The organism is Dyella sp. CR10 (assembly GCF_055814425.1).
On record NZ_CP185986.1, the window covers coordinates 2198805 to 2221296 of the forward strand.

The window sequence follows — 22492 nt, forward strand, 5'->3', positions numbered from 1 at the left end:
CGCCCTCAGTCCGTTCCGGTGCCCGTTTCCGGCACCACCGTGAGCACGATCCTGGAGGGGTAGGCGCTGCTGTGGTGGACTGCGTTGTGCGCGATCACACCTTCCGTCTCGTCGTAATTGTTGCCGCCGGTATTGAGATTGCGGTCGAAGCGCGGGAAGTTGCTGCTGGACACGGCGATGCGCAGCTTGTGGCCGGACTTGAAGTAGTAGCTGGTATCGATCGGCTGGAAGGTCACCGGCACCACCTCGCCGGGCTTCATCCACGTCAGCGGCTTGTCGTAGCCGTTGCGATAGCGCATGCGCTGGATGTTCTCGGTGACGTTGAAGGCCTGACCATCCGGATAGACGTCGATCACCTTGAAGGTGAAGTCGGTGTCCTTCGCGCTCGACGAGACGTTGAGCGTGACCGTGATCGGCCCGCTCACTTCGGTGCCCTTGGCGAACGGCTCGCTGTCGTACACCAGCACGTCGTTGCGGGCTTCCTCCTTGCGCTGATCGAAGGAGCCGAACTTCACCGCATTGCCCTGGCAGCAGCCGCCACCGCCGTAGGTGAGCACGGGATTGGCCGGATCGTAGACGAATTGGTCAGGATGATCCTCGGCCTCCGGCTGCGCGACCAGCTTGCCGTCGCCGTACATGGTGTTGGCCTTGCCGCCGCTGGCGAAGTAGAACTCCCGCGTGGTAGCGCCCGCGGGCGGCCAGGTCGGCGACTTCTTCCATTCGTTCTTGCCCATCAGGTAATACATCACCTTGGGCTGCTTCTTTACGACCTCGCTGTCCTCGCCCTTGAGGAAGCGATCGAACCAGCCGAACACCAGCTTGTCGTAGTCGAAGCGCGCGTCGCCCATGTCCATGTCGCCGACCATGGTGTGCTCGGTGGCGCGCGTATAGGCGCAATGAAGCACCGGCGCGATCACGGCGTACTGCTCGTCGGCGACGGCCTTCGGCGCGGTGCGGCGCACTTCGTTATAGGCGGCCAGGTTGGGCGATACCGACACGTCGAACCAGCTCATGAACCACAGGCCCGGCTTGGCGATCTTCATGTTGTCGTGCCACAGGCCGCCCTTGTACCAGGCCGGATCGTTCGGCGCGCGCGCGATCATGTTGCCGCCCGTGGCCACCGGCATGCGCGTCTCGAAGATGCCCGGCGGGCCGCCCACGGCCTTGATGATGTCCTTCTCCGGCAGGTGCCAGAACGCCTTGTCCCAGTCCACCGGCGGCATCTGCGTGGCCAGATCGTAGAAGCGCGAGGCGTTGACCAGTTCGGCCTGCGTGTAGCTCGGCGAGAACAGCGGCCGCACCTGGTTCTGGATGCCGTAGTCGTAGATCCAGGCGATGAACAGCATCTGCACCGCGCCGCCGCGGTACCAGTTGCCCTGCTCGTAGTACGGCCCCACGCGACCCACGCCCGCCCCAAAACCCTGCACATTGAAGGCGGCCAGCGCCGGCTCGTTCTGCGATACCACGGCCATCTGCCACTCGGCGGTGGACGAGCAGCCGGTCGTGCCTACCTTGCCGTTGGACCACGGCTGCGAGGAAATCCAGCGCACCGCATCCACGCCGTCGGTGACGGGCGCGCCGAGGATGTCGTAGTTGCCCTCGGAGAAGAAATGGCCGCGCTCGTTCATCTCGACATAGGCGTAGCCGTGCTTCACCGCCTCCAGCGGGCGCGTCATGTCGCGTGGCGCACCGAGCTTCACGTCCCAGTAGTTGAAGTTGTACGGCGTGCGCGAAAAGATCGTCGGCACCTTGCCCGCCGCGTCCTTGGGGCGGTAGATATCGGCCGCCATGCGCTTGCCGTCGCGCATCTTCACCATCACCTTGCGATCGACCACCGCCACATCTTCGAGCGCCTTCTCAGTGGCGTTGCGCTTGGCGATCTGCTCGGCCTGCGGATCCCTGGCCTGGGCGGCGGCTTCGAACGGAACGGCCAGGCAGGCGGTGACAGCCATGCTGACAGCGATGGTGGCCAGATGCTTGTGGCGCATACGAACTCCCCTGGTGACGATCCGGCGACTATACGAAGAACCGTCGCGCAGGCCTATGGTGCGCTGCGACAGCGGCCAGCTACACGGCATCGCCGCACCAAGGCCGCGCAGACACATGACGTGGTTATGTGCCGTAGATCACCGCGCCGAATGCCTACAACCAATGGCCGACGCGCGTTTCATGGGTCCTGCACGAATCCGTTGCTATACCGGCCGCCGCGCGAACCGGGGGGGTTCGCATCAGGGAGGGGGAATCATGAAGACCGTGATGCTCGCCGTCGTGGCGACGGCGTTTTGCGCGTGCACGTTTTCCGCGCTCGGTACGGCGCATGCCGACAATCAGCTGCCAGCCAGCGCTGCCGTGAGGAACATGGCCAACCTGCAGATCATCCGCCCGGGCGTCTTCCGGCCCGGCGTCGGCTGGCTCGGCGGCCAACCCGATCCGAATCCGGACATGAACGAGCCGGACATGAGCAACTGGGGGATTTTCATCAGCATCAACAAGGCCGCGCCATCGCAACACCAGGTAGGGCCGTCCCACGTCACTACCAACGACGCCACGTGGGAAACCTGGGCCGACGATGCGCTCACCTTCCCTGCCTCGCCCGACCCTGCGCATCCGCCGCAGTGGCCCAGCACCGGCACTTCGTTTCCGCTCAAGCGGCTCGTGCTGCCGTTCCAGAACGTCATCCGCCGCCAACTCGAATTGCGCAAACCGATACAGCTCAACCTGCTACGCAAACCCATCGAGGCAGCGCAACTGTTCAAGATCAATCCGCGCCAGCTTCCCCCGGGCATAACGCCGGAGATCCTTGAGATCCAGGCCGGCGGTGGCGAGGAAGTACGGCGCAACAGGGATGCCTTCCAGTTCATCATCAACAATCATCTGTTCTACACCCAAGGACTTCGCGACGCGTTCGCCGCGGGCACCCCGCTGAACTTCCCGATCTCCGCGATCGAAGTGAAGGCGCGCTGGGTGCCGATCACCGACGCACAGAAATCGCAGTACCACTGGAACTACGACTCCAACGGCAACCTCTACGGCCTGGTCGCGCTGCACATCATGACCAAGCGCCTGGGCAACTGGACCTGGGCGACCTGGGAATGGGTCGGCAACGCCGGCCGCTGCGACTACATCGGTTGTCACGACGAGTTCGGCGTCACGCCTTCCGATGTGGCGCCGCAGACCCCGCTCGGCGGAAGCTACCCGCCCGGCACGCTTACGCCGGCACTGCTGGCGAAGTTCACCGCCGCCGGCCTCTCCGCCGAATGGCAGAACTACCGGCTGAAGGGTTCGCAGACCCTGTTCACCGACACCACGGGCCGCGCCACGCTATTGGGCAACTCGGTCACCGAAGCAGGCTTCGTGCAATCGTCCTCGTGCATCACCTGCCACGACATCGCCTCGGTGGACAGCACCGGCAACATCAACAACACCTTCGGCTTCACGCCGACACACCAGAGCAACAACGGCCCGCTACTGCCGTCGATGTTCTGGAACGGCTCGACCTTGCGCTACATGCCGGTGGATTTCGTGTGGGCGTTCCTCAATGCACAGCCGGCGCCAGGTGTGCCTTGAGCGAACACATGGGGCGGCGGCGTTCCAGAAGGGACTCCGCCGCTGCATGGCTTGACCCATTTTGATGAAGTTACTCATCCACGCCGTCTTCCTGCCAGCGCAGCACGCTGTAGCCCATGCCGCCCTGTTCCGGGGTCAAACGGAACGTCACTGACACCTGCGCCTTCGTGCCCTCGCGATCCACCGCCGACGCAACGACGGTCCTCGCCGGCCCGCCGCGCCACGTGCCCGGCGCCTGTCCATTCGGCAGGACCGGCGGCGGTGTGTGTGTATCCGTGAGTATGCGCTGGGCCACGTACCGCTCCGCCCTGGCCATGTCCATATTCGACAAGCTGGCCAGCGCCAGTGGCGACGCCAAAGCGGGCGTCGGTTGTGGGCGGCTCGACCACACGGTGATCGCCGACGCCACCTTGCGGTAAAGGGCCGGGGTCAAGCCCGACACCATTTGCAATTGCTCCGGCGTTTCGAACTCGCGGTAGCGCGGACCGCTCGATAGTTCGGCGTCGCGTTTTCCGCCCTGCTCGCCGAAGGTGTTCGCGTCGGAGGGAGCGCGCCACTGGAGGATGTTCGCCGCCAGCTGCGCGGCCGATGCGTCGACCTCGCCCGCTGCCACGAACAAGCGCTGCAGCGACGCAGCATCGGCGGCATTGATGTCCACCTTGCCGAGTTCGTCTTGGAGGCGGATGTCCACCTCGTGACCGTCGATGCGCAAGGTGTAGGGCCGGCCATCGCCGACCCATCGCCCACCTTTGGCGCCCGTGCATTCGGCGAGCGCCCGCATCACGCCGGCCTCGGCCAGGTAGCGCAACTGCACGCGACTGGACAAGTAACGGGTCTGGATGGATTCCGTACGCGCGAGCGTGGCGAAGCCGCCGAGCAGGATCGCCAGCAAGGTGCACGCCCACAGCACCACCAGCAGGGCGATGCCTCGCTGACGGTATCGCATCGTGGCATTGATGCCGCTCATCGTTTCGGCGCTCCTGGCAGCGCCTTCGCCAACGCACCCACATTGATCGCATCGGGGTCCTGGCGAATCGGTGCCTGCAACCAAAGCCAGGCTGTCATGCCCTCCCCGTTTCGCTCCCCGCGATCGGCGCTATCGCGATCCAGCTCGATACTGACCAGCTCCGGCATGCGCTCGACGATGTCCCATCGATCGCGCCACCGCGCCTCCAAGCCCTCTCGTTCGCGGCCGTAGTAGCGGAACCGCCCTTCGGCGAGGCCCGCAATAAGCATCTCCGGCTCGACATTCACACCCGCTCCGCCCGCCGTCATCGGCGCGCTGCCCAGTTCAAGTTTCAGCCGCCCCTTGCCATCGTCCACCAGGGTCAGTGTCTGCAACTGCGGCCCGTTGCGATCGAGATAGCCCGGCAACGGCGCGACGAAACGCATGCGCCGAGGCTCGCCCTCGAACACGATGCCATTGTCTCGCGCGTCCTTCCGCCACGGTATCGCCCGTGCCTGCAACAAGTCACGACGCAGGAACTGCTGCAGCGAGCGCGCCTGATCGTTGCGCTCCATCGCGGCCGATCCGCTGTTGACCGAATGGGTCGCCGTGCGGATGCCATAGAAGACCCCAAGCAGAAGCAGGCTGAGCAACGCCAGCGCGCTGAGCACTTCGAGCAGGCTGAAACCCTTCGCTCGCCAGCGGCGCATCACGGTAGCTTCCGAGGCTGCGCCCGCAGCGTCACATATTTCATTTCGCGCGGGCGCCGCGTGTCGCCCCAGCTCACGTGAAGCTCCACGCGATACAGCGCCAGGCCACTGTCCTTTGGCAGGTCATCGTCTTGCCAAGGCGCAATGCGCAGATGCCAGCGATAGTCGCGATCGAACATCCCGTCGTACTCACCCGGACGTAGCGGTTCCGCGATGCCAAGGCCATCGAGCTTGCCTTGCGCAAGCATGTCCGCCCGCGTCGTCTGCCCGAGCTTGTCGGTGAGGTTGAGCGAAGCGCTGGCTACGCGCGTCAGAGCGGCGACGGCGATGGCGAGCAGCAGGATCGCGGCGATGGTTTCGAGCAGGCTGAAGCCTCGCACGGCCCTGGCGCCAGGACCGCGTTTCCGGCGTCCCAATCCGGCAACTCTGCTCGTCATGTGCTCAACGCTATCCCGCTTTCGTGACAGCCAGACACATCAAAACGCGGAAGAGGCGAGCCTCTCCCGCGCGTTCCAGATGGAAACCTTTGCGATGAATCAGTTGATGACGCAGCTGTCGATCTGTGACTGAGTGAACAGCGGAGACCCGTCCGGGAACACCAGGAACGCCGAGCCTTTGTAATTGCCGATGGTCTTGGTGGCGGCGACAATCGAAGCGTTGTACGGCGCGCCCAACAGGTTGCGCACGTCGACGGCGTCCGTACCGTTACCCTGGCTGTTGCCCAGCAGGTAGGACACGGCGACGATCGGGTAGCCAGACACCGCCGGGGACAGCGTGGCGTACGAATCCGGCTTTACCAGCGCGATGCAGCTGGTGCTCGGCGCGCCGGTGATCGGGCTGACGATCGGACGGCCCCTGCTGTCCACACCGGAGATGGCGCTGTTGTAGACCACGTCGGAGCTGTTGATGGTCAGCTTGTGCCTGGTCGCATCGCCCAGGTCGGTGGTCGGGCTCTTGCGATTCACTGTCGCCATATAGCCGGCCACAGCCAATCCGTTAGCTGCCTCGGCATAACCGATGAAGCCATCGGTCGTGCCGTTGACAATCGCCTCGGCAACGTTTGCGTTGCCGCTGTAGCCGATCCAATTTGTGCCAGGCATGCCATACTGCGACACGGCTATGGAAAAGTCCTGGTCCGTGATGAAGTGATGGCCGTACGCATCGGCCGGGCAGTTGAAAGACAGGAAGTTGCTGAGGCCGAAGCTGGTACCGCTGCCATCAGAGCGGTAGATCACTTGCAAAGCATCGACGCCTGAAGCCGGCAGCGGCTGGCCCAGCGCACTCCACGTGGTGATGGTGCCGTTGAAGATGCCGCAGACCTGAGCCGTGGTCAGGTCCAGCGTCACCGTCGAATTGTCATTGCGGTACAGGATAGCGATGCTGCCGGCGACCGCCGGGAACTGCAGCGGACGGCTGGCGCCGCGGTTGGCCACATAGTTGTTGTAGTCGATCGTCCGAAGCGGCGAATCGGAAGCCGCGAAGTTCGGCTGGGCCAGGGTGGTGCGGCCGACGGCGGTAGCGCCGAAACCGGTCGGCGCCGTGGAGCCATCCGGGCAACCGTTCTGCACATTGGTTCCGCTCACGCCGGCGAGGATGTTTTTGCCCATGCCGCTGCCGGTCTGGCAGTACGAAACACCGCTGTTGGCGAACACCGTCTTGTACGCACCGAACAGAGAGGTACTAGTCGGCGCGCTGTTCAATCGATGGTTTATATTGCCGTTCACATCGCCGTTCCTATTGCCAACATAACCGAGGGTAGGCAGCGTGGAGCCGCCACCGACCTGGATGGCGGCCTGAACCGCAGGGGCAACAAACCCTGCCAGCAGGGCGGCACCCAACATTATTGAACGACCATGTTTATTTGAATTGGCATTCATGCTCACCCTCCCCTTCTGGATGTTTGTAAGGGACAAATTGCCATCGCAAAAACGCGGGAGAGGCATGCCTCTCCCGCGCGTTCCACGGCAGGTGGAACCGATGGCGATGGATCAGTTGATGACGCAGCCGTTGATCTGGGTCTGCGAGATCGGCGAGCCGCTCAGGAACACCAGGCCCTTGTTGACGCCGATGGTCTTGGTGGCCGCGACGACCGAGGCGTTGTACGGAGCGCCCAGCAGGTTGCGCACGTCGGTGGCGTCCGTACCGTTGCCCTGGCTGTTGCCCAGCAGGTAGGACACGGCGACGATCGGATAGCCCGACACCGTCGAGGACAGCGTGGCGTACGAGTCCGGCTTCACCAGCGCGATGCAGCTGGTGCTCGGCGCACCGGAGATAGGGGAGACGATCGGACGGCCATTGCTGTCCACGCCGGAGATGGCATTGTTGTAGACCACGTCGCTGCTGCTGATCGCCAGCTGGTGGTTGGTCGCATCGCCCAGGTCGGCGGTCGGGCTCTTGCCGTTCACCGTCGCCATGTTGCCGGCCACGGCCAGCGCATTGGCGGCTTCGGCATAACCGATGAAACCGTCGGTGGTGCCGTTGACGATCGCGTTGACCACATTGGCGTTGCCGCTCTGGCCGCTCCAGGTGCTGCTCGGCAGGCCGTACTGCGACACGGCGTTGGAGAACGCCTGGTCGGTGATGAAGTGATGGCCGGCCGCATCGGCCGGGCAATTGGCCGAGAGGAAGTTGCTGAGGCCGAAGCTGGTGCCGCTGCCGTCCGAGCGATAGACCACCTGCAGCGTGTCGTTGCCGGAAGCCGGCAACGGCTGGCCCAGCGCGCTCCACGTGGTGATGGCGCCGCTGAAGATGCCGCAGACCTGCGCCGTGCTCAGGTTCAGCTTCGTGGTCGACTTATCGTTGCGATAAACGACGGCGATGCCGCCGGCGACCGCCGGGAACTGCAGCGGACGGCTGACGCCACGGTTGGCCACATAGTTGTTGTAATCGCTCGTCGACAGCGGCGAATCGGAAGCCGCGAAGTCAGGCTGGGTCAGGGTGGTGCGGCCCACGGTGGTGGCGCCGAAGCCGGTCGGCGTCGCGGAGCCGTCCGGGCAACCGTTCTGCACGTTGGTGCCGCTCACGCCGGCGAGGATGTTCTTGCCGGCGCCGCTGCCGGTCTGGCAGTACGAAGCGCCGCTGTTGGCGAACACGGTCTTGTACGCACCGAACAGGGAGGTGCTGGTCGGCGCGCTGTTCAGGCGATGCGTCACGTTGCCGACATAACCGAGGGCCGGCAGCGTCGCGCCGCCGCCGACCTGGATGGCGGCGTGGGCCGAGGAGGCGGCGACGAGGGTCAGCACGAGGGCGCCCGCGAGCTTGGTCATGCGGTTATTTCCATTGGTACCGAAGATCATGACTTACCCCTACTTTGGAAAATACCTCCGGAGCGGAGGCCGCCGTTTTTGTACAGGCCAGCAATGACGCATCGATTAAGAACAGATGTATTAGAAAATGTCTTATCGATGACTTGGATTTTCCAAATAATCCAAATGCAACATGACTATACATAATAGACATTGCCGTCACGCCATCCACACGACCCACACGCGCTCAAGCGCGCGACTCGAATTCGCTCAGCATCGACACCACCTCAGGGTCCAGCTCGCGCTCCTCGCGCAGCGCGCGCAAATCGGCACCACCGAGTTCGCGCAGCACACTGCGCACCGAGGCACGCCGCCCTTCACGGCACCAGACGTTGAAAACGCCCACCAGAAGCGGCGCTGCGCTATGCACGCCGCGATCGCCCGCGGACACACGCCGGCGCAGGCGTGCCTTCAACAGATAAGAGAGACGCACGCTAAGCGTCGCGATGGGCGATTCAATGATCTGCCGGACCAGCTCGGGGCTGCATTGATCGATCAATCGTTCGGCGAGCTTTTCCTGGCGCGCGTCCAATAATTGACGCAATGCCTCGGATAATGCCACCGCCCTGCCACGACCAGGCTGATGCACCGTCATTGCACTCCTTGTCGATTGGATTTTCCGTAAATTACGGACAAAACCGTCGATGGCACTTTCATTAAAGAAAGCGCCGATTATCGATGACGGTAGCGACCTGCCTTATTCGGTAAGCCGCTTGCGTTCGTCCGGCGTGAGCTGCTCCTGCGCCCGCGCACTCAACATGCCGCCGCCCAGCACCTGCACCGGGCTGCGCGGGTCGTAGCGGCGCGGCGTAGCACCGCCGTTGTCCAGGCTGGCGCTGCCGTCGCCGTTCAGCACCTGCACCGAAATGACCGAAGGCAGCTTGCTGCGCGCGTCGTCCTGCTGCTGACGCGCCATGTCTTCGGCTGCCTTGGTCACCGCGCTGGCGGCGGCGCTCGCCGCGTTGAGCGCGCCGACGTTGACCGACTGCGTCACCGGCACGCCGATCTTCTCGCCCTGCACCTGGATGTTGTCGGCATTGGCCACGCGTGCCGCCGCCACGATCAGGTTGCCCGATACGCGGATGCCCGCATCGCCCGCATCGACCGTGCCGCGCGGAGCGACCAGATACACGTTGCCTCTCGGCGCATCCGGCACGCTCTGCAGCGACGCGATGCCCGCGCCGCTGACCTGGCCGCGCGCATCGAGCCGGCACCAGGCGTCGATCGTGCACAGGTAGGTCGGCGGCGGGATCTCCGTGGTGGTCTTGGCGCCCTGGCCGGCATTGATGTCGCCATTGGAGCTCCACAGCACCAGATCGCCGCCCTGCTCGGTAAAGATGCGGCTCTGCGCCAGCAGCACGCTGCGATCGGTGAACATGCGGATGTCGCCCTGCTCCAGCGTGAGCACGCCCATGCTGTTGGGTCCGGCCAGTACTTTGCCCTGGCTATCCGTAATCACCGGCGGCGCCGATGCGCTGCCCAGCAACGCCTGGCCGCCGGGCGCGAGCATGGTGATGTTGCCACCCTGCTGAGTCTGGATGGTGGTGCCGCGCAGATCGAGATCGCCGGTGTCGACCGTGGCCTGCGCGCCATTCAGGCCACCCTGGCCCGAACCGTTGGCCGTGTAACCGAGACCGGCCGGGAATAGCGTATCGATCGCGGCGTAGCCCCGCGCATACTTGCCGAAGTACGGGCTGTTCTTGTCGTTGTAGTCGGCGCCTACCTGGGCCAGCACCTTGAACAACGCCTCGGAGACGAACTGCCGCTGCACGTAGTCCGGCTCCTGGTCGAACAGGCGGCGCGCTTCCGCTGCCGTCAGCTGGGCCGTGATCTTGTCCTGCGCGTATCCCGTATCGACCACGCGGCCGGCGACGCGGCGCTCCATGAAACTCACCAGATCGGGCATCAGGCTGTCGACGCCCGCGGCGGCGGCATCCACGTAATGCGCCATGAAATCGGCGGTGGCGATGCCGGGGCCGACGCCGTAGAGCAGATTGATATCCGCGCTGGCATGCGGAAGGTAAGGATTGACCTGGTTGCCGATCGTATCGATGCCGGTATTGCTACCTCCCAGAAAAATGGGGGTACTGGTGGTTTCGTTCTTGTTGGTCAGCGGTCCGATATTGCGGCCCGCTTCGATCAGGAAACTGCCGGGGCCGCCGAGCAGCAGGGCGGATGCGAGCTGATAGCCGCTGGGATCTGTCGGATCACTCACGCGGAAGGTTTTATTGAGCGGCAGATCGTAGATGTCGCGGCCAGCGGAAACCAACGTGACATCGGCATCGTGAGTGTGCTGACCGAGCAGCGAAAGATTGACGATGTCGCGGCCTGCGCGCACCAGCGCAGGCTTTGCGGGCGTCAGCTGCAGCGAACGATATTGGAAGCCGGCAGGCGACGAGATGCCGTCGATAATGTCGCCTTGCAGTGCATATATGCGCACCGGCGCCCCGTCATCGGCATGCAGCGGTGTCTTGGCGTGAACCAGGGCGTTAGCCCCATTGGTGTCGAGATACCCCCAAAGCCAAAGCCAGCTGTAGCTGGACGCCAACGACTCGTCTCCCTGCGGGTGCAACGCTGAGGGGAGCACGCTGGCGGGCGCATCGATAAGGCCGAAACCGTAGGTGCTCGTGCCGCTCTGCATGGTCAGTACCTGCTGGCTCAGCCGGACGTTCTGGCCGGCCAGCACCGTGAGATTCCCCTGGGCCGAGGGATACAGCGCGCCGGCGCCGCGGATATCCACATTGCCTGCCGAAGCCGTCAGGCTCAACGTGGCGGGCAGGATGGCGCCTGGGTTTTGGACATTGTCGGCATCGCCATAGTCGAATAGCGCGCCAGGCAGCCGCAGGCTGTCGAAGGTGAGATTTCCACCGGCCGTCGCCGCGGCGAACGCCGAAGAGGCACTGTAGCTCTGTGCGTCACCTCGCCCTGCCGGGAGGAAAAATGCGGTCGCAGCTCCCGCGAGCTGGTCGGCCAACAGATACGAAGGATTGTAGACACCGCCGACATCCACCCCAACGCGCGCCCGTACATCGAGCCGGGCATCCTGCAAGGCAAACAAGCTAGCGACAGCGGTGGACTGGCTTGGATTGTACTGACCCGTACCCGGCGCCGTGTAACGGAAATCCGCACCGATCGCACCGCCAGCCTGGATGTTTCCCTGCCCCTTGGCGACGAAGTAAGTGCCGCTGAGGATATCGCCGCCCGCACGCACGTCGAGGTTGCCGCCGCCGTACGTCGTCACGCTCTGGCCGTCGGCGTTCGCCCTCCACGTGGTCGGCAGCGAGACCGAAAGCTGGTGGATATCGCCGCCGGCGCTCACCGCCACATCGCCGCCGGCACTCATCACGCCCTGCCCGAAATTGGCGAAGTTGATCGACGAAGCCGAGCCGTCCGCCGCGTTGGCGGTCTGCATCCACGGCCACCAGTATTGCGAGATGTCGGTGCCCTTCGCCTTCGTGGCTGAGCCGTCGGCATCGATCACTTGCTGGATCGCATTGATATCGCCGTGCGCATTGAGCGTCAGGTCGCCGCCATGCTCGGGATTCACCTGGCCGGTGCTCAGCATGTACGGCGTATTGGGGGCGCTGGTGAGCCAGTTTGGCCGGATCACCGATACGTTCGTGTCGGTCGCGGTGCCCTGGACCGGCGTGCCCGCCGTATAGATCACCGCGGGCGCTGCCGCATCCAGCCAGTTCAGGTCGCCGCCGCTGGCGATATCGATGGAGCCGCTGCCGGTGCGCACCACGGTGGGCAGCAACACGGCCTTGCCGTTGGTCTTGCTCGACGGTCCCGTGAGCGTATCGACCACGGCGAAATGGTTTGACAGGTTCACGTCGCCCGTGCCGGCCATCGTCGCCAGCGGATCAGTAGCATCGGTGCGCGCGCCGGCCACCAACCGGTACGACGTGCTGGACCCGCCAAGCAAGGTCGCCGAAGCCAGCGAAGCAGGGCTGCCGAGCGAAGGCATATTGGACGGACTGTTGTTCGCCGCACTCGCGGGCACCGGCACCGTGGTCGGCGGGTTGGGGGTACCGGGATTACCGCCATCCGGCTGCGCCGGATCGCTCTTGGGAACGAACGGCGCATAGAACAGCTGGGAGCCGAAGAAGTTATTGCCTACCGAGCCGTAGACGTAGTTGGCGTATTGGTTGTGCTCGACGATATAGCGCGTGTAGTTGGCGGTGTATGCGCTGTAGTCCGCGTCGATCGGCAGCAGCACGGGTGGCGGTGTGTTGCCAAGCTTGGACAAATCGAAGTAGTAGTTCCGCTGCAGCCAGGCATCGTACGCGCTCACATAGTCCTTGTACGCCGCGAAGCCAGCCGGCTGGGGAGCCGGCTCCGCCACCGGCGTCGGGTTGTAGACCAGGAAACCGACATTGGTCTGGATATCCTGAAACCAGTTGACCCAGGTATCGGTCGTCCCGTTGCCGAATTCGTTGATGTATCCCTGGTAGTTGGCGTAGTAGTTCTTCGACTGCCCTGGCAACGGCGCCTGCAGCGGCTGGTAATAAGGATCGTGGCTGATGTCCGCGGTACCGCCGCCCGGCGTCTTGCCCAGTCTCGCCGGTCCATCCACCAGATTGATCGAGCCATTCCACAGCCCGTTCGCATCCAGGAATGCCTGCGAGGTCTGGTAGGCGCTAAGCGCCTGGCCATACAGTGGATCCATCGGATTCGCCTTCGGCGCGAAGGGAGCGTAGAACAGCTGTGTGCCGAAGAAGTTGTTGCCTACCGATCCGTACACGTAGTTGGCGTACTGGTTGTGCTCGCCGAGGTAGAGCGTGTAGTTGCCCGAATAGGCGCTGTAGTCCGCATCGATCGGCAACAGCACGGGTGGCGGCGTGTTGCCAAGCTTGGACATATCGAAGTAGTAGTTCCGCTGCAACCAGGCATCGTACGCACTCAGATAGTCCTTGTACGCCGCGAAGCCAGCCGGCTGGGGAGCCGGCTCCGCCACCGGCGTCGGGTTGTAGACCAGGAAACCGACATTGGTCTGGATATCCTGAAACCAGTTGACCCAGGTATCGGTCGTCCCGTTGCCGAACTCCCCGATGTAGCCCTGATAGTTTTTGTAGTAAGCGGCAGTCTGATCCTTCAGCGGCGCCTGCAGCGGCTGGTAATACGGATCATGGCTGATGTCCGCGGTGCCGCCGCCCGGCGTCTTGCCCTTCGACGCCGGGCCGTCCACCAGATTGATCGAGCCGTTCCACAGCCCGTTCGCATCCAGGAAGCTCTGTGAAACCGTATAGGCGGCGACCGCGTCGGCGTAGCCGTTGTCACTGGCCGGTGGGGCCGGCGGCGGCGGGGGCGGCGGCGGTGCCGGCGGATCGGCCAGGGCCGCGCCGCTGTTCTGCTGATAGAAGCCGTCGGTGATGCTTGCCTGGATCTCCAGGTTACCTGCCGCGCGCACGGTCAATATCGGCGCCATGCCCTGATAGCGATAAGCCAGCACGATGCTGCCGTCCGGCTGCGTGGTGCCGGCGCCGAGATTCCAGTTGGTCAGTACCGCGATATCGCCACCTCGCGTACCGCCGGTCGGATTGACCAGCTCGATGCCTGGCCGCAGCTGCAGGTTGGCGATGCCCGCGTAGCGCCCGCCGAAACTGTAGCCCGGCTGCTCCACGTAGCGCATCAGCGTGCCCGGCCCCTTGCTCACATCGCCGTCGATGTAGCCATAGAACCCGGCGTGGTCGGTGTTGATCTGCTTCGGGATGAAGTAGTTGTTCTGCAGGTACTGCTTGAGCTGTGTGGCGTCGGCCGGCGCCGCCAGGATATTGCCGCTGGCATCGGTCCACGTGCCATCGACCATCGTCGGCGTACCGCCGACGGTATTGGTGGCGCACCAGCCGGCCGGATCGATCAGACCGTCGAAACGCTTGGACGCATCGCTGGAACCGCCGTCCGTGCTCCAGCGCGCATACGGCTCGAGCGTGACCACGCGCGCGCCCTTGATGGTCGCACCGCCGCCGTCCAGCACGATGCGCACGTCGCCATCGGCGAGCAGCGGCGCGCGCAGGCTGACTGAACCACCGGAGAAGGCGTCGGTCGAGCCACCCGACACGTCGATGCGCGCCTGCGGGCCGAAGTGGATATAGCCGGAGTCGGCGTACTGCACGTTCTGGTAGCCGTAGTCGGCATTGAACGTGCCGTCGTTCTTGCCGCCGGTGCCGATCACCACGCTGCCGCCGCGCTGCATGGGGATGCTGCTGGTGGCGATCAGGCTGCCGGTCACATCGACACCGCGCTCGCCATACAGCTCGATGCGGCTGCCCGCGTTGGCCGACGCGTCGATGGTGCCGTCGATCGATACGACGCCTCCGCCCGTGCCGAGATAAACCCGCTGCGCACGCAGCGTGTTGCCGGCCGACAGGTGCAAATCGCCGGCGTCGGTGCTCAGCGAGAACAGGCCCGTCGCCCCGGCGGCGGCCGCGATCCCTGCGGCGGCATCCAGGTCCATGGAAGCGCCGCTACCCAGCGTGAGGTAACCGCCGCGGTAACCGCTCTTGGCCTGTCCGCGCAGCGTGCCCGCCAGCGCCAGCGCGTTGCCCGCCTCGAGGTCCAGGCTGCCCGCATCGCCGCCCGCCGCCGCGCCGGAGAAATCGAGCGTGGCGCCATTGGCAAGACTGACGTTGCCGTGATCAGCGGTCAGCGCCAGCGTGCCGCCCTGCGCATACGTCGTCGTGTCGAAGAAGGTCTTGTTGACGCCGCCGACCGTCAGCAGCGCACCGCCGGTCATCGCGATATCGCCGCTGGTGGCACGCACGTCGAGCTTGCCCGCGGGCGCCGCGATGGCGGTACCGATCGACACGCTGCCGCCCTGGAGGCTCAAGGCGCCGCCCATATGGCCCGCCGGCACCGCGCCGGCAGTACCGCCGATGGTGAGCGCGCCGGTAGTGGCCAGCTGCGTATCCGCGCCGTCGGCGGCGAGCAGCCACGGCGTGCTGAGGTTGACATCGAGACTGCCGAAGTCGAAGCGCCCCGTGCCCTGCCCCTGCATGCCCTGCGTCGCACTGGCCGAGAAACCGCCGAAGCCGCGCAGGCCGGTGGTGCCGGCGCCGAAATCCACTTCGTTCGCATGCGCCGCGAACTGCCCCGTGCCGGCGGCGAACGTGCTGTTCGCCGCGCCGAGATCGTTGGACAGGCCGAGCTTGCCGGCCTCGATATCCACCGAGCCGCCGTCGCTGGCGAACGTGCCGGCGCTGAGATTCAGGTCGTGCGCCAGGTCGAAGCGCACGTTGCCGAGGAAGTTCATGTCGCCGCGGCTGCGCAGCGTGACGCTTTGCGCGCCGCGCAGCAGATTCAGCGTGTCGCGGCCGATGACGAAACCATTCGCGCCGGCCGGCGCCGTGGCGCCATCGCCGAGGAAAGTGATGCGATTGCTGCTGGCGTCGATCGCCTGCGCGGAAAGTGCGCTCGACGCATCGACCGACGTACTGCCGGTCGCGTCCAGCGTCAACGCGCTGCCGCCATCGACGCGAGCGCCCGCCGCGATTGTCAGCACACCACCCGGATTGGCCGAAACGCTGTTGCGCGTGACGTTAGCCGCGCCGTTCTGCGATACGCGCAGCAGCGCGCCGTCACCGCTGACCGCGGCTATCGGCTGCCCATTGGCATCCGTACCGGCTGTCACGCCGAAGACCAGCGGCAGACTGCCCGCACCGCTGCCCTGCCCCGTCGCGCGCAGCACGCTGCCCTGTTGCAGCGACACGCCCTGCGCGCCGGTGCGCAGGCCGCCATTGGCGACCAGCAGGATTTCCGCGCCTTGCAGCGGATGTGCCGCATCGTTGGCGAGCACCACGCTATCGGCGACGGCGGTGACATAGTCGCCGGCATCGCCCGTCCGGCGCGTGCCGCCGAGCAGCAGGCTGCCCGCGCCCAGTGTGCTCAGGCCATCGGCCGACAGCGTGAGATAACCGTCGCGCGCAGCGGTATCGGCGCCGACCACCTGGATCGCCTGCGCCGCGATATCTACTTGCGAGCCGCGTCCGCCCTTGGCGGGCGCCGACGTCAGCGTGGCGCCGAGATCCAGCGTGCTGGTCGCGGCCAGCGTGAGGCGGCCGGCGTCGGCCGCCAGCGCCGGCGCGACCTTGCCGCCCTTCTGCGCGAGCTTGGCGAAAAACGTATCCGCGTCGCTCAGGGTGTACTGCGAGTACTGCTGCCACACCTTGCCCGATTGCACCAGGAAGGTCGTGTTGCGCGCATCGCGCGCACCGCTCAGTGCGTCGGCGAAATAACCGCCGATCGCCAGCGTGCCGTCCGGCTGCACGGTGTTGCTGCCGAGCACGCTGTCGCGCGCGTTGGTGTCCTGCACCACGCGGTACGCGCCCGGAAGCGTCCCGTAACGCGCGGGCAGCAACGTGTAATAGCCGGCCGCGAGGCCCGGTGCGCCCGACAGATAGACAGACTGTCCCACTGACGGACCGTCGCCGCCCTGCTTGGCGAACGCCGGATCGTACGCCGCCACCGGCGCGCTGTAGCCCGGCAGGATCGCGTAGATCGCGCGACCGTCGGCGTACTGCGGCACCTGGGTGCCGGTGGCGCCGTTCTGATAGCTGGTGCCGTACTGCGCCAGCACGTCGCGCGTGCCGCCGGTGCCGGCAACCCACTCGGCCGCCTGCAGGTGGCCGCCACCGGAAAGGTCGATGCCCGCGCCGGCATCGAGCGCCAAGTTGGCGCCGTTGAGTGCGATCTGCTTGGAGGGCGGTGCGGTGAGATCCGGCGAACCGACGAACGGATCGGCGTCGTAGCGCCATTGCACGCCGTCGATGGTGCTGCCGTAGGGCACGGTGATGTTGCCCAGCGACACGGAGGTCAGGCTACCGGACGCCAGGTGCACGGATTGGGTGATGGCCAACGGGAACAGCTTGGGATCGACGCCGAATGCCGCCGCCTGCGCGGCCGCATCGCTCACACCCAGTACCAGGCTGCCGGACGGCGCGCGCACCGTGCCCTGCTGCTCGATATGGTCAGCGCTCAACAGCAGCGTGCCGCCGGCCGACAGCGGCGTGGCGCTGCCGCCATTGGGCAGGATGCTGAGCGTCGTGCTCAGCGCATGGCCGTTGGCGTCGGTCAGGCCCGAACCGTTGGCGATGATGGCGAAGCGGTAGTCCGTGCCCGGATACAGCTGGGCGGCCTTGAACGTGAGATTGCCGGTGCTGAAAAGCATGCCAGGCTGCGGCTTGCCGTTGGCGTAGGCAAGCAGCACGGGCGCCTGGAAACGGATATCGGATGCGGACTCAAAATCCGCTTCTGCCCAGCGCTGCAGATTCAGCCAGCCGCCCATGTCGATGTAGTTAGCCTGCACCGACAACTTGCCGTCGCCGGCCATGGCGACCGGCGCCGCCGTCGGCGTCACTCCGCCGGTGAGGCTCACGTACGGCGCCTTGATGCTGATCTGGCCGTTACCGCTTGCGTAGGCGCCAGCGGACTTCGCCATGGTGGTGGCATCCGCGGGCAGGGCCTGGATCGCCGTCGTGTTGGCGATGAAGGCGCGGCCGAACGAGAGATTCACGTCGCCGGCGAAACCCAGCGGCACCACCGTGGCGTCATCCGTAGCGAGCGTTGATGGGGCGAGCCCGATCGCCAGTGTGCTAACGCCCGAGCCATTGAGCCGGTCCGCAGCGAAGTGCAGTACACCGGACGGCGTGCCGGCTTCCACCGCGCCATCGCTCTGCGCGCCCGCAGGTAACAGCAGGCCCGATTGCTGGATCAGCACGCCAGTGGGGCTCGGCGCAGTCAACAGGGTTGACCGGTTTCTCAAGCCAAGCAGATTAAGCGTGCCTCCATTCGCTTGCGCCGCACCGCCGGAGGCCTGCAATTGTCCATCGAAGTACAGGCCTGCCGACGCGCCGAGAGTGATACTGCCCGCATCGCTCCATACCGGCGTGCCGAGATAGGACGTGGCATTGCCCATACCCGCCGGCTGCTTCGTCGGCAACTGGAAGTTGTCCGCTGCACCGGAGACATCGACACGGCTGCCCTGCTCCGCCACGACGTAGCCGCCGCGTCCCTTCAACGAAACGGCGCCGCCATCCAGCACGATGCCCGTGCGCGGTATCTGCGGCGTGCCGTCCGCGCCGGCCACGGCAGCGGCCCAGGGATCGACCAACGCAATGCCGGAAGCGTCCAGCACGGACGACTCGCCCAGCCATACGCGCTGCGCCAGCGACGGCAGACCATCGGGACGCGTCAAGGCACGAGTCGAGACATCGACGGTACCGCCATGCGCCGTCAGCGTGCCCAACACCGTGGTCGCCTGCGTACCGGCAAGCGTGATGCTGCCGCCGGCATCGACGGCGATGTCGGCGCCATCACCGACGCGTAGCGAACCGCTTACGCCAGCGAACTGGGGCGCGCCCTTGGACGGATCCATCGGGTCGATCAACCAATCAAGGTACTGACCGGCACTGAGCGAGAAGCCGGAACCGTTGCCGGGCTCGCGGGTAACATAGCGATGGTAGGCATCCAGCGCGCCCACAGAAGCGTAAATGCCCTGCGGATGCGCGGCGTCGACGGCATAGAGATCCGTACCTGTCGGCGCAGTCAGCAGCGCTTGATAGTCGGGCAGGAAGTTGCTGCGTGCGACGCGCACCTGCGTATCCGGGGCTACGATGCCGTCGGTGATGGCCGTGAGCTTGTACTGGTCGAAGCCCTTGCCGGCGAAGAAGGAAGGATCCAGGTACAGGCCATTGGCCATCGGCATCGCTGTGCGATCGCCGCCGATCTGGATGTAGTTCGCCCGCAGGGAAAGCGTGCCGCCACCACTGAAACCGTAACCCAGCAAGCTGCCATCCAGTTGTAGCGAGCCGCTGTTCAGCGAGCTGACTTGCGGGAACTCGGATGTCACGTTGTCGTAGGTGGCGAGGCTGATATCGCCGCCGCGGCCGGTGGGAATGCCGTTCTTAGTCTGCACGTTGGCATCGGCACCGACATAGCCGCCGCCGGATACATCCAGCGTACTTCCCGCATTGAGCAGAACGGAGCCCGTGCTGTCCGAACTGTTCGGCCCGACAAGGGCATTTGCTGTCAATGTGATCTTGCCGCCGTCGATATAGCTGTCGCCTACACGCCGGTCCGCCGCCAGCCCGCTGTCGTTCACCCATAGGCCGCGCGTGCTGAGCGTCGCGCCAGCGCCGATGGTGATGTCGGAGCGCAGCATGCTGCCATCCTCTGACCGCATGACCGGCGTGTCGCTGCCTATGACAGTCGACGTGATGTTGATCGCTCCCGCGGGGGCGCGGATATCGCCAAGCACGGAGATGCGACTGGCATCCAGCGACACGCTGCCGCCAGGTCGCACCTCGAGAGTGCTGCCTGCCTGTTGCAGGATCCTCGAACCGCGATCGCTCGTGGACAACTTCACACTGGCGAAGCCAGCGTCGCTCAGCATCCCCGTCGAAATCGGCAGCCACCAGCGCAAATCGGCATCGCGACTGACATCTGCGGGCTGAGCCGAAACGACCGTGTCCCAGACCGTATCGGCATCGAAGTCCGGCACCAGCTTGTCCAGCACCAGCGTGGATTGCTGCAACAGGATGCCTGGCGCGTAGTTAATGCGCACATCGCCCGCAAGGACCGGTGGCAGGCTGAACAAGAAGTTGCCGCCATCGGGCTGCTTGCCTTGCTCCACCTGGTTGCGGCCGGCGAAAGCCTGTGCCGACACCTCGCCATCCATCACCAGCGCACGCGAGGCCTGTACCTGCAACGTGCCGGCATCGCCGCCTGCCACGAAACCCGGGTCCCACCGCGTCGAGCCGGCCAACATGCCGTTGTTATAGGTCTGGCTAATACCCCAGCGCGCATGGTCCTGCGTGTATCGGCCGGCGAAACCGACATAAGTCATGTCAGGATCGGCTGTGCCGATGTCGTACACGCGGCCGTTGGCGCCCAACAGATTGGGCGTCGTGATCCAGCCAGCTTGGTACGCGAGGAAACCACCGTCCAGGTTCAGTTGCGAACCGGAACGCAGGACTACCTCGCTGCCGTACAAGGACACATTGCCGCCCTTGGTCATCAGCTGCTCGACCCCGCGCGGCACGTTGTCCACGTAGCCGGCGACATTGAGGATGGGGCTACCTACCCAGTCGAGGCCGTCCGCACGCGTACCGCTCTGTGTGCTGTCCACAGCCACGTTCTTCTGGGTGTAGAGGAAGCCATTGCGCAGCAGCGGCGAATTGGCCAGTTCGTTCTGGCCGATGCGCGAGACATTGACCAGCAGCGCCGACATCGGCAGAGCGACATTGGCGAGGCCGGAGACGTCGATGACGGCGCCGTTGTCGACATAGACGCGGCCCGCGGTCGGCGAAGTGTCGCCCGCATAGGCATGGCCGGCGATGACCAGCGTGGCGGCCGGCGCCTCCAGCAGCGAATCGGATTGCAGGTTGACCGTCGCGCCTTGCAGCGACAGGGTGCTGCCCTTGAACGCCGCATCGGCCGCCGCGCTCGACGAGGTCGTGGTCCCGTCCTTTTCCGGCAGCACGGTTGTCACCGAACCCGGCGCGAGCACCAGCGCGCCGCCACGGGTGAAGCCCAGACTGCCACCGTTGCCGTTGGCCTGGTCGCGCGCATCGAGGGTGATGCTGCCCGGGAAAGCCACGCTGGTCGAAGCCAGCGCGACGCCGGCCTGTGTCACGTCGTGGCCGATCATCTGCACGCTGCCGCGGCGGGCCTGGACGAGTCCCGTGTTGACGACGTCGCCCTTGGCGCCGTCCATCTGCAGGCCGTCGTTCAAGCCGGCGACCTGCAGGGCGCCAGCATTTCCGTCCGCGCCAGCCGGATTGTAGAAACCGACGCCACCGGCCAGGATCCCCTGGCCGTCGTCCGCCACGATCGCGCCCGCGTTGGATACGTGAGGCGCCGCGACCAGCGCGAAGCCCTGCTTGCCGGTCGTGATGCTGGCGCCCTTCTCGATCACCACATCGTGGCGGCGCCCGTCCGCGAACACGCCATCGACCAGCAGGCCGGTCGTGGACGCCTTATCCGCGATACCCCCCTTGAGAAACCGCGCATTACTCGTCGCCACATCATTACTGAACAAACTCAACGAACTGGCCAGCAGCGAATGCGTATTCACCTGGCTGCCCGCACCGAACAGGATGCCGTTGCGGTTGATGAGATAGACCGAGCCCTCGGCCTTGATCTTGCCGAAGATCTGGCTGGGCGCGCCGCTGGGATCGTTGATGCGGTTGAGCGCGATCCAGTCGTTGCTGCCGCTGGACTGGTTGCCGCCGCTCTGGTTGAAGTACAGCGTGGTGTTGCGGCCGACGTTGAAGCTGTCCCAGGTGAGGATGGCCTTGGCTGCGGTCTGCTTCACCTCCACTGTGGTCTTGCCGGCGGCGGCGGTCTGTACCGGTGCGTTGGCGTTCTGCCACAGCGCGGGATTGCGCACCACGTCGGCGGCGACCTGCAGGCCGCCCGCGGCGATGCCGTCCGGCACGGGCGAGGTGAGTTGCTGCGCCGCCTGCTGCGCGGCCTGTTGCGCGCTCAGCTGCGCGGCGACGGCCTGCGCGGCCTGGTTGAGGTTGGCGATGGACTGCTGCACCACGCGCTGCTGCAGCAACTGTGGCGCGTTCTGCACCGCGAGGTTGTTCGGCACCGGCGTGGTGACGTTGCCCGCTGCCGAGGTGCCGGGCTGCCCGCGCTGCGCGGCGAGCCAGGCCTGGCTCATCACCGGCGCATTGCCTGCATGCGCCTGCATCGCTGCGCCCATCGCCAGCGCCGCGGCGATCCATTGCGCCAGCGGGCGGCGTCCGGGGACGCTGCGTCGGTTTGTGCCGGATGTCTTCGCCGAATCGACCGCCTTGATCACGCGTTTGCCTCGTTAGCTTTGTCGCGCGGCGCCGGGCCGCGGCTTCTTCCGGTTAGACCTTCAGGGAGCTGAAGGACTGAACTGGTGTCATGGAAAGTTCATGGGGATGGCGGCTTTTGCGAACCGGGTGAAATAAGAGCGTCACGAGCCACGCAAC

The 22492-nt window shown here is 65.5% G+C and carries 9 protein-coding genes; 1 reads left to right on the plus strand and 8 read right to left on the minus strand.

What is annotated here, in order from left to right; all coding sequences use genetic code 11:
• Nucleotides 1-5 precede the first annotated feature (5 nt).
• Nucleotides 6-1988: a CocE/NonD family hydrolase gene (locus ACNR9O_RS09745; RefSeq protein WP_473681090.1), complete on the minus strand. Its 1983-nt coding sequence runs from the start codon at nt 1986-1988 to the stop codon at nt 6-8.
• Between the two features lie 256 nt (nt 1989-2244).
• On the opposite strand from ACNR9O_RS09745, the gene ACNR9O_RS09750 reads away from it, so the two are divergent.
• Nucleotides 2245-3567, plus strand: coding sequence for a hypothetical protein (locus tag ACNR9O_RS09750; RefSeq protein ID WP_473681088.1), 1323 nt, complete (start codon nt 2245-2247; stop codon nt 3565-3567).
• Between the two features lie 70 nt (nt 3568-3637).
• Here ACNR9O_RS09750 and ACNR9O_RS09755 read toward each other — a convergent pair whose 3' ends face one another.
• The 7 genes from ACNR9O_RS09755 to ACNR9O_RS09785 all read right to left on the minus strand — a co-directional run bounded on the left by ACNR9O_RS09755 (nt 3638) and on the right by ACNR9O_RS09785 (nt 22335).
• Nucleotides 3638-4534 (minus strand): type II secretion system minor pseudopilin, encoded by an 897-nt coding sequence (locus ACNR9O_RS09755; protein ID WP_473681086.1) that lies wholly within the window; start codon nt 4532-4534, stop codon nt 3638-3640.
• Nucleotides 4531-5223, minus strand: a complete 693-nt coding sequence (locus ACNR9O_RS09760; RefSeq protein WP_473688387.1) for a prepilin-type N-terminal cleavage/methylation domain-containing protein — start codon at nt 5221-5223, stop codon at nt 4531-4533. The genes ACNR9O_RS09755 and ACNR9O_RS09760 overlap by 4 nt, the downstream gene beginning before the upstream one ends.
• Nucleotides 5223-5603, minus strand: a complete 381-nt coding sequence (locus tag ACNR9O_RS09765; RefSeq protein ID WP_473681084.1) for a prepilin-type N-terminal cleavage/methylation domain-containing protein — start codon at nt 5601-5603, stop codon at nt 5223-5225. The genes ACNR9O_RS09760 and ACNR9O_RS09765 overlap by 1 nt, the downstream gene beginning before the upstream one ends.
• Before the next feature lie 156 nt (nt 5604-5759).
• Nucleotides 5760-7100, minus strand: a complete 1341-nt coding sequence (locus tag ACNR9O_RS09770; protein ID WP_473681082.1) for a substrate-binding domain-containing protein — start codon at nt 7098-7100, stop codon at nt 5760-5762.
• Between the two features lie 111 nt (nt 7101-7211).
• On the minus strand, nt 7212-8489 hold the full coding sequence (locus ACNR9O_RS09775; RefSeq protein ID WP_473681081.1) for a substrate-binding domain-containing protein: 1278 nt from the start codon (nt 8487-8489) through the stop codon (nt 7212-7214).
• A 226-nt stretch (nt 8490-8715) separates the two neighbouring features.
• The gene (locus ACNR9O_RS09780) at nt 8716-9123 is read right to left on the minus strand and encodes a hypothetical protein (protein WP_473681079.1); all 408 of its coding nucleotides are present in this window, start codon (nt 9121-9123) and stop codon (nt 8716-8718) included.
• Nucleotides 9124-9225: 102 nt separating this feature from the next.
• Entirely contained in the window at nt 9226-22335 is a 13110-nt protein-coding gene (locus ACNR9O_RS09785; RefSeq protein WP_473681077.1) for a filamentous haemagglutinin family protein, read from the minus strand.
• Nucleotides 22336-22492: the final 157 nt, after the last annotated feature.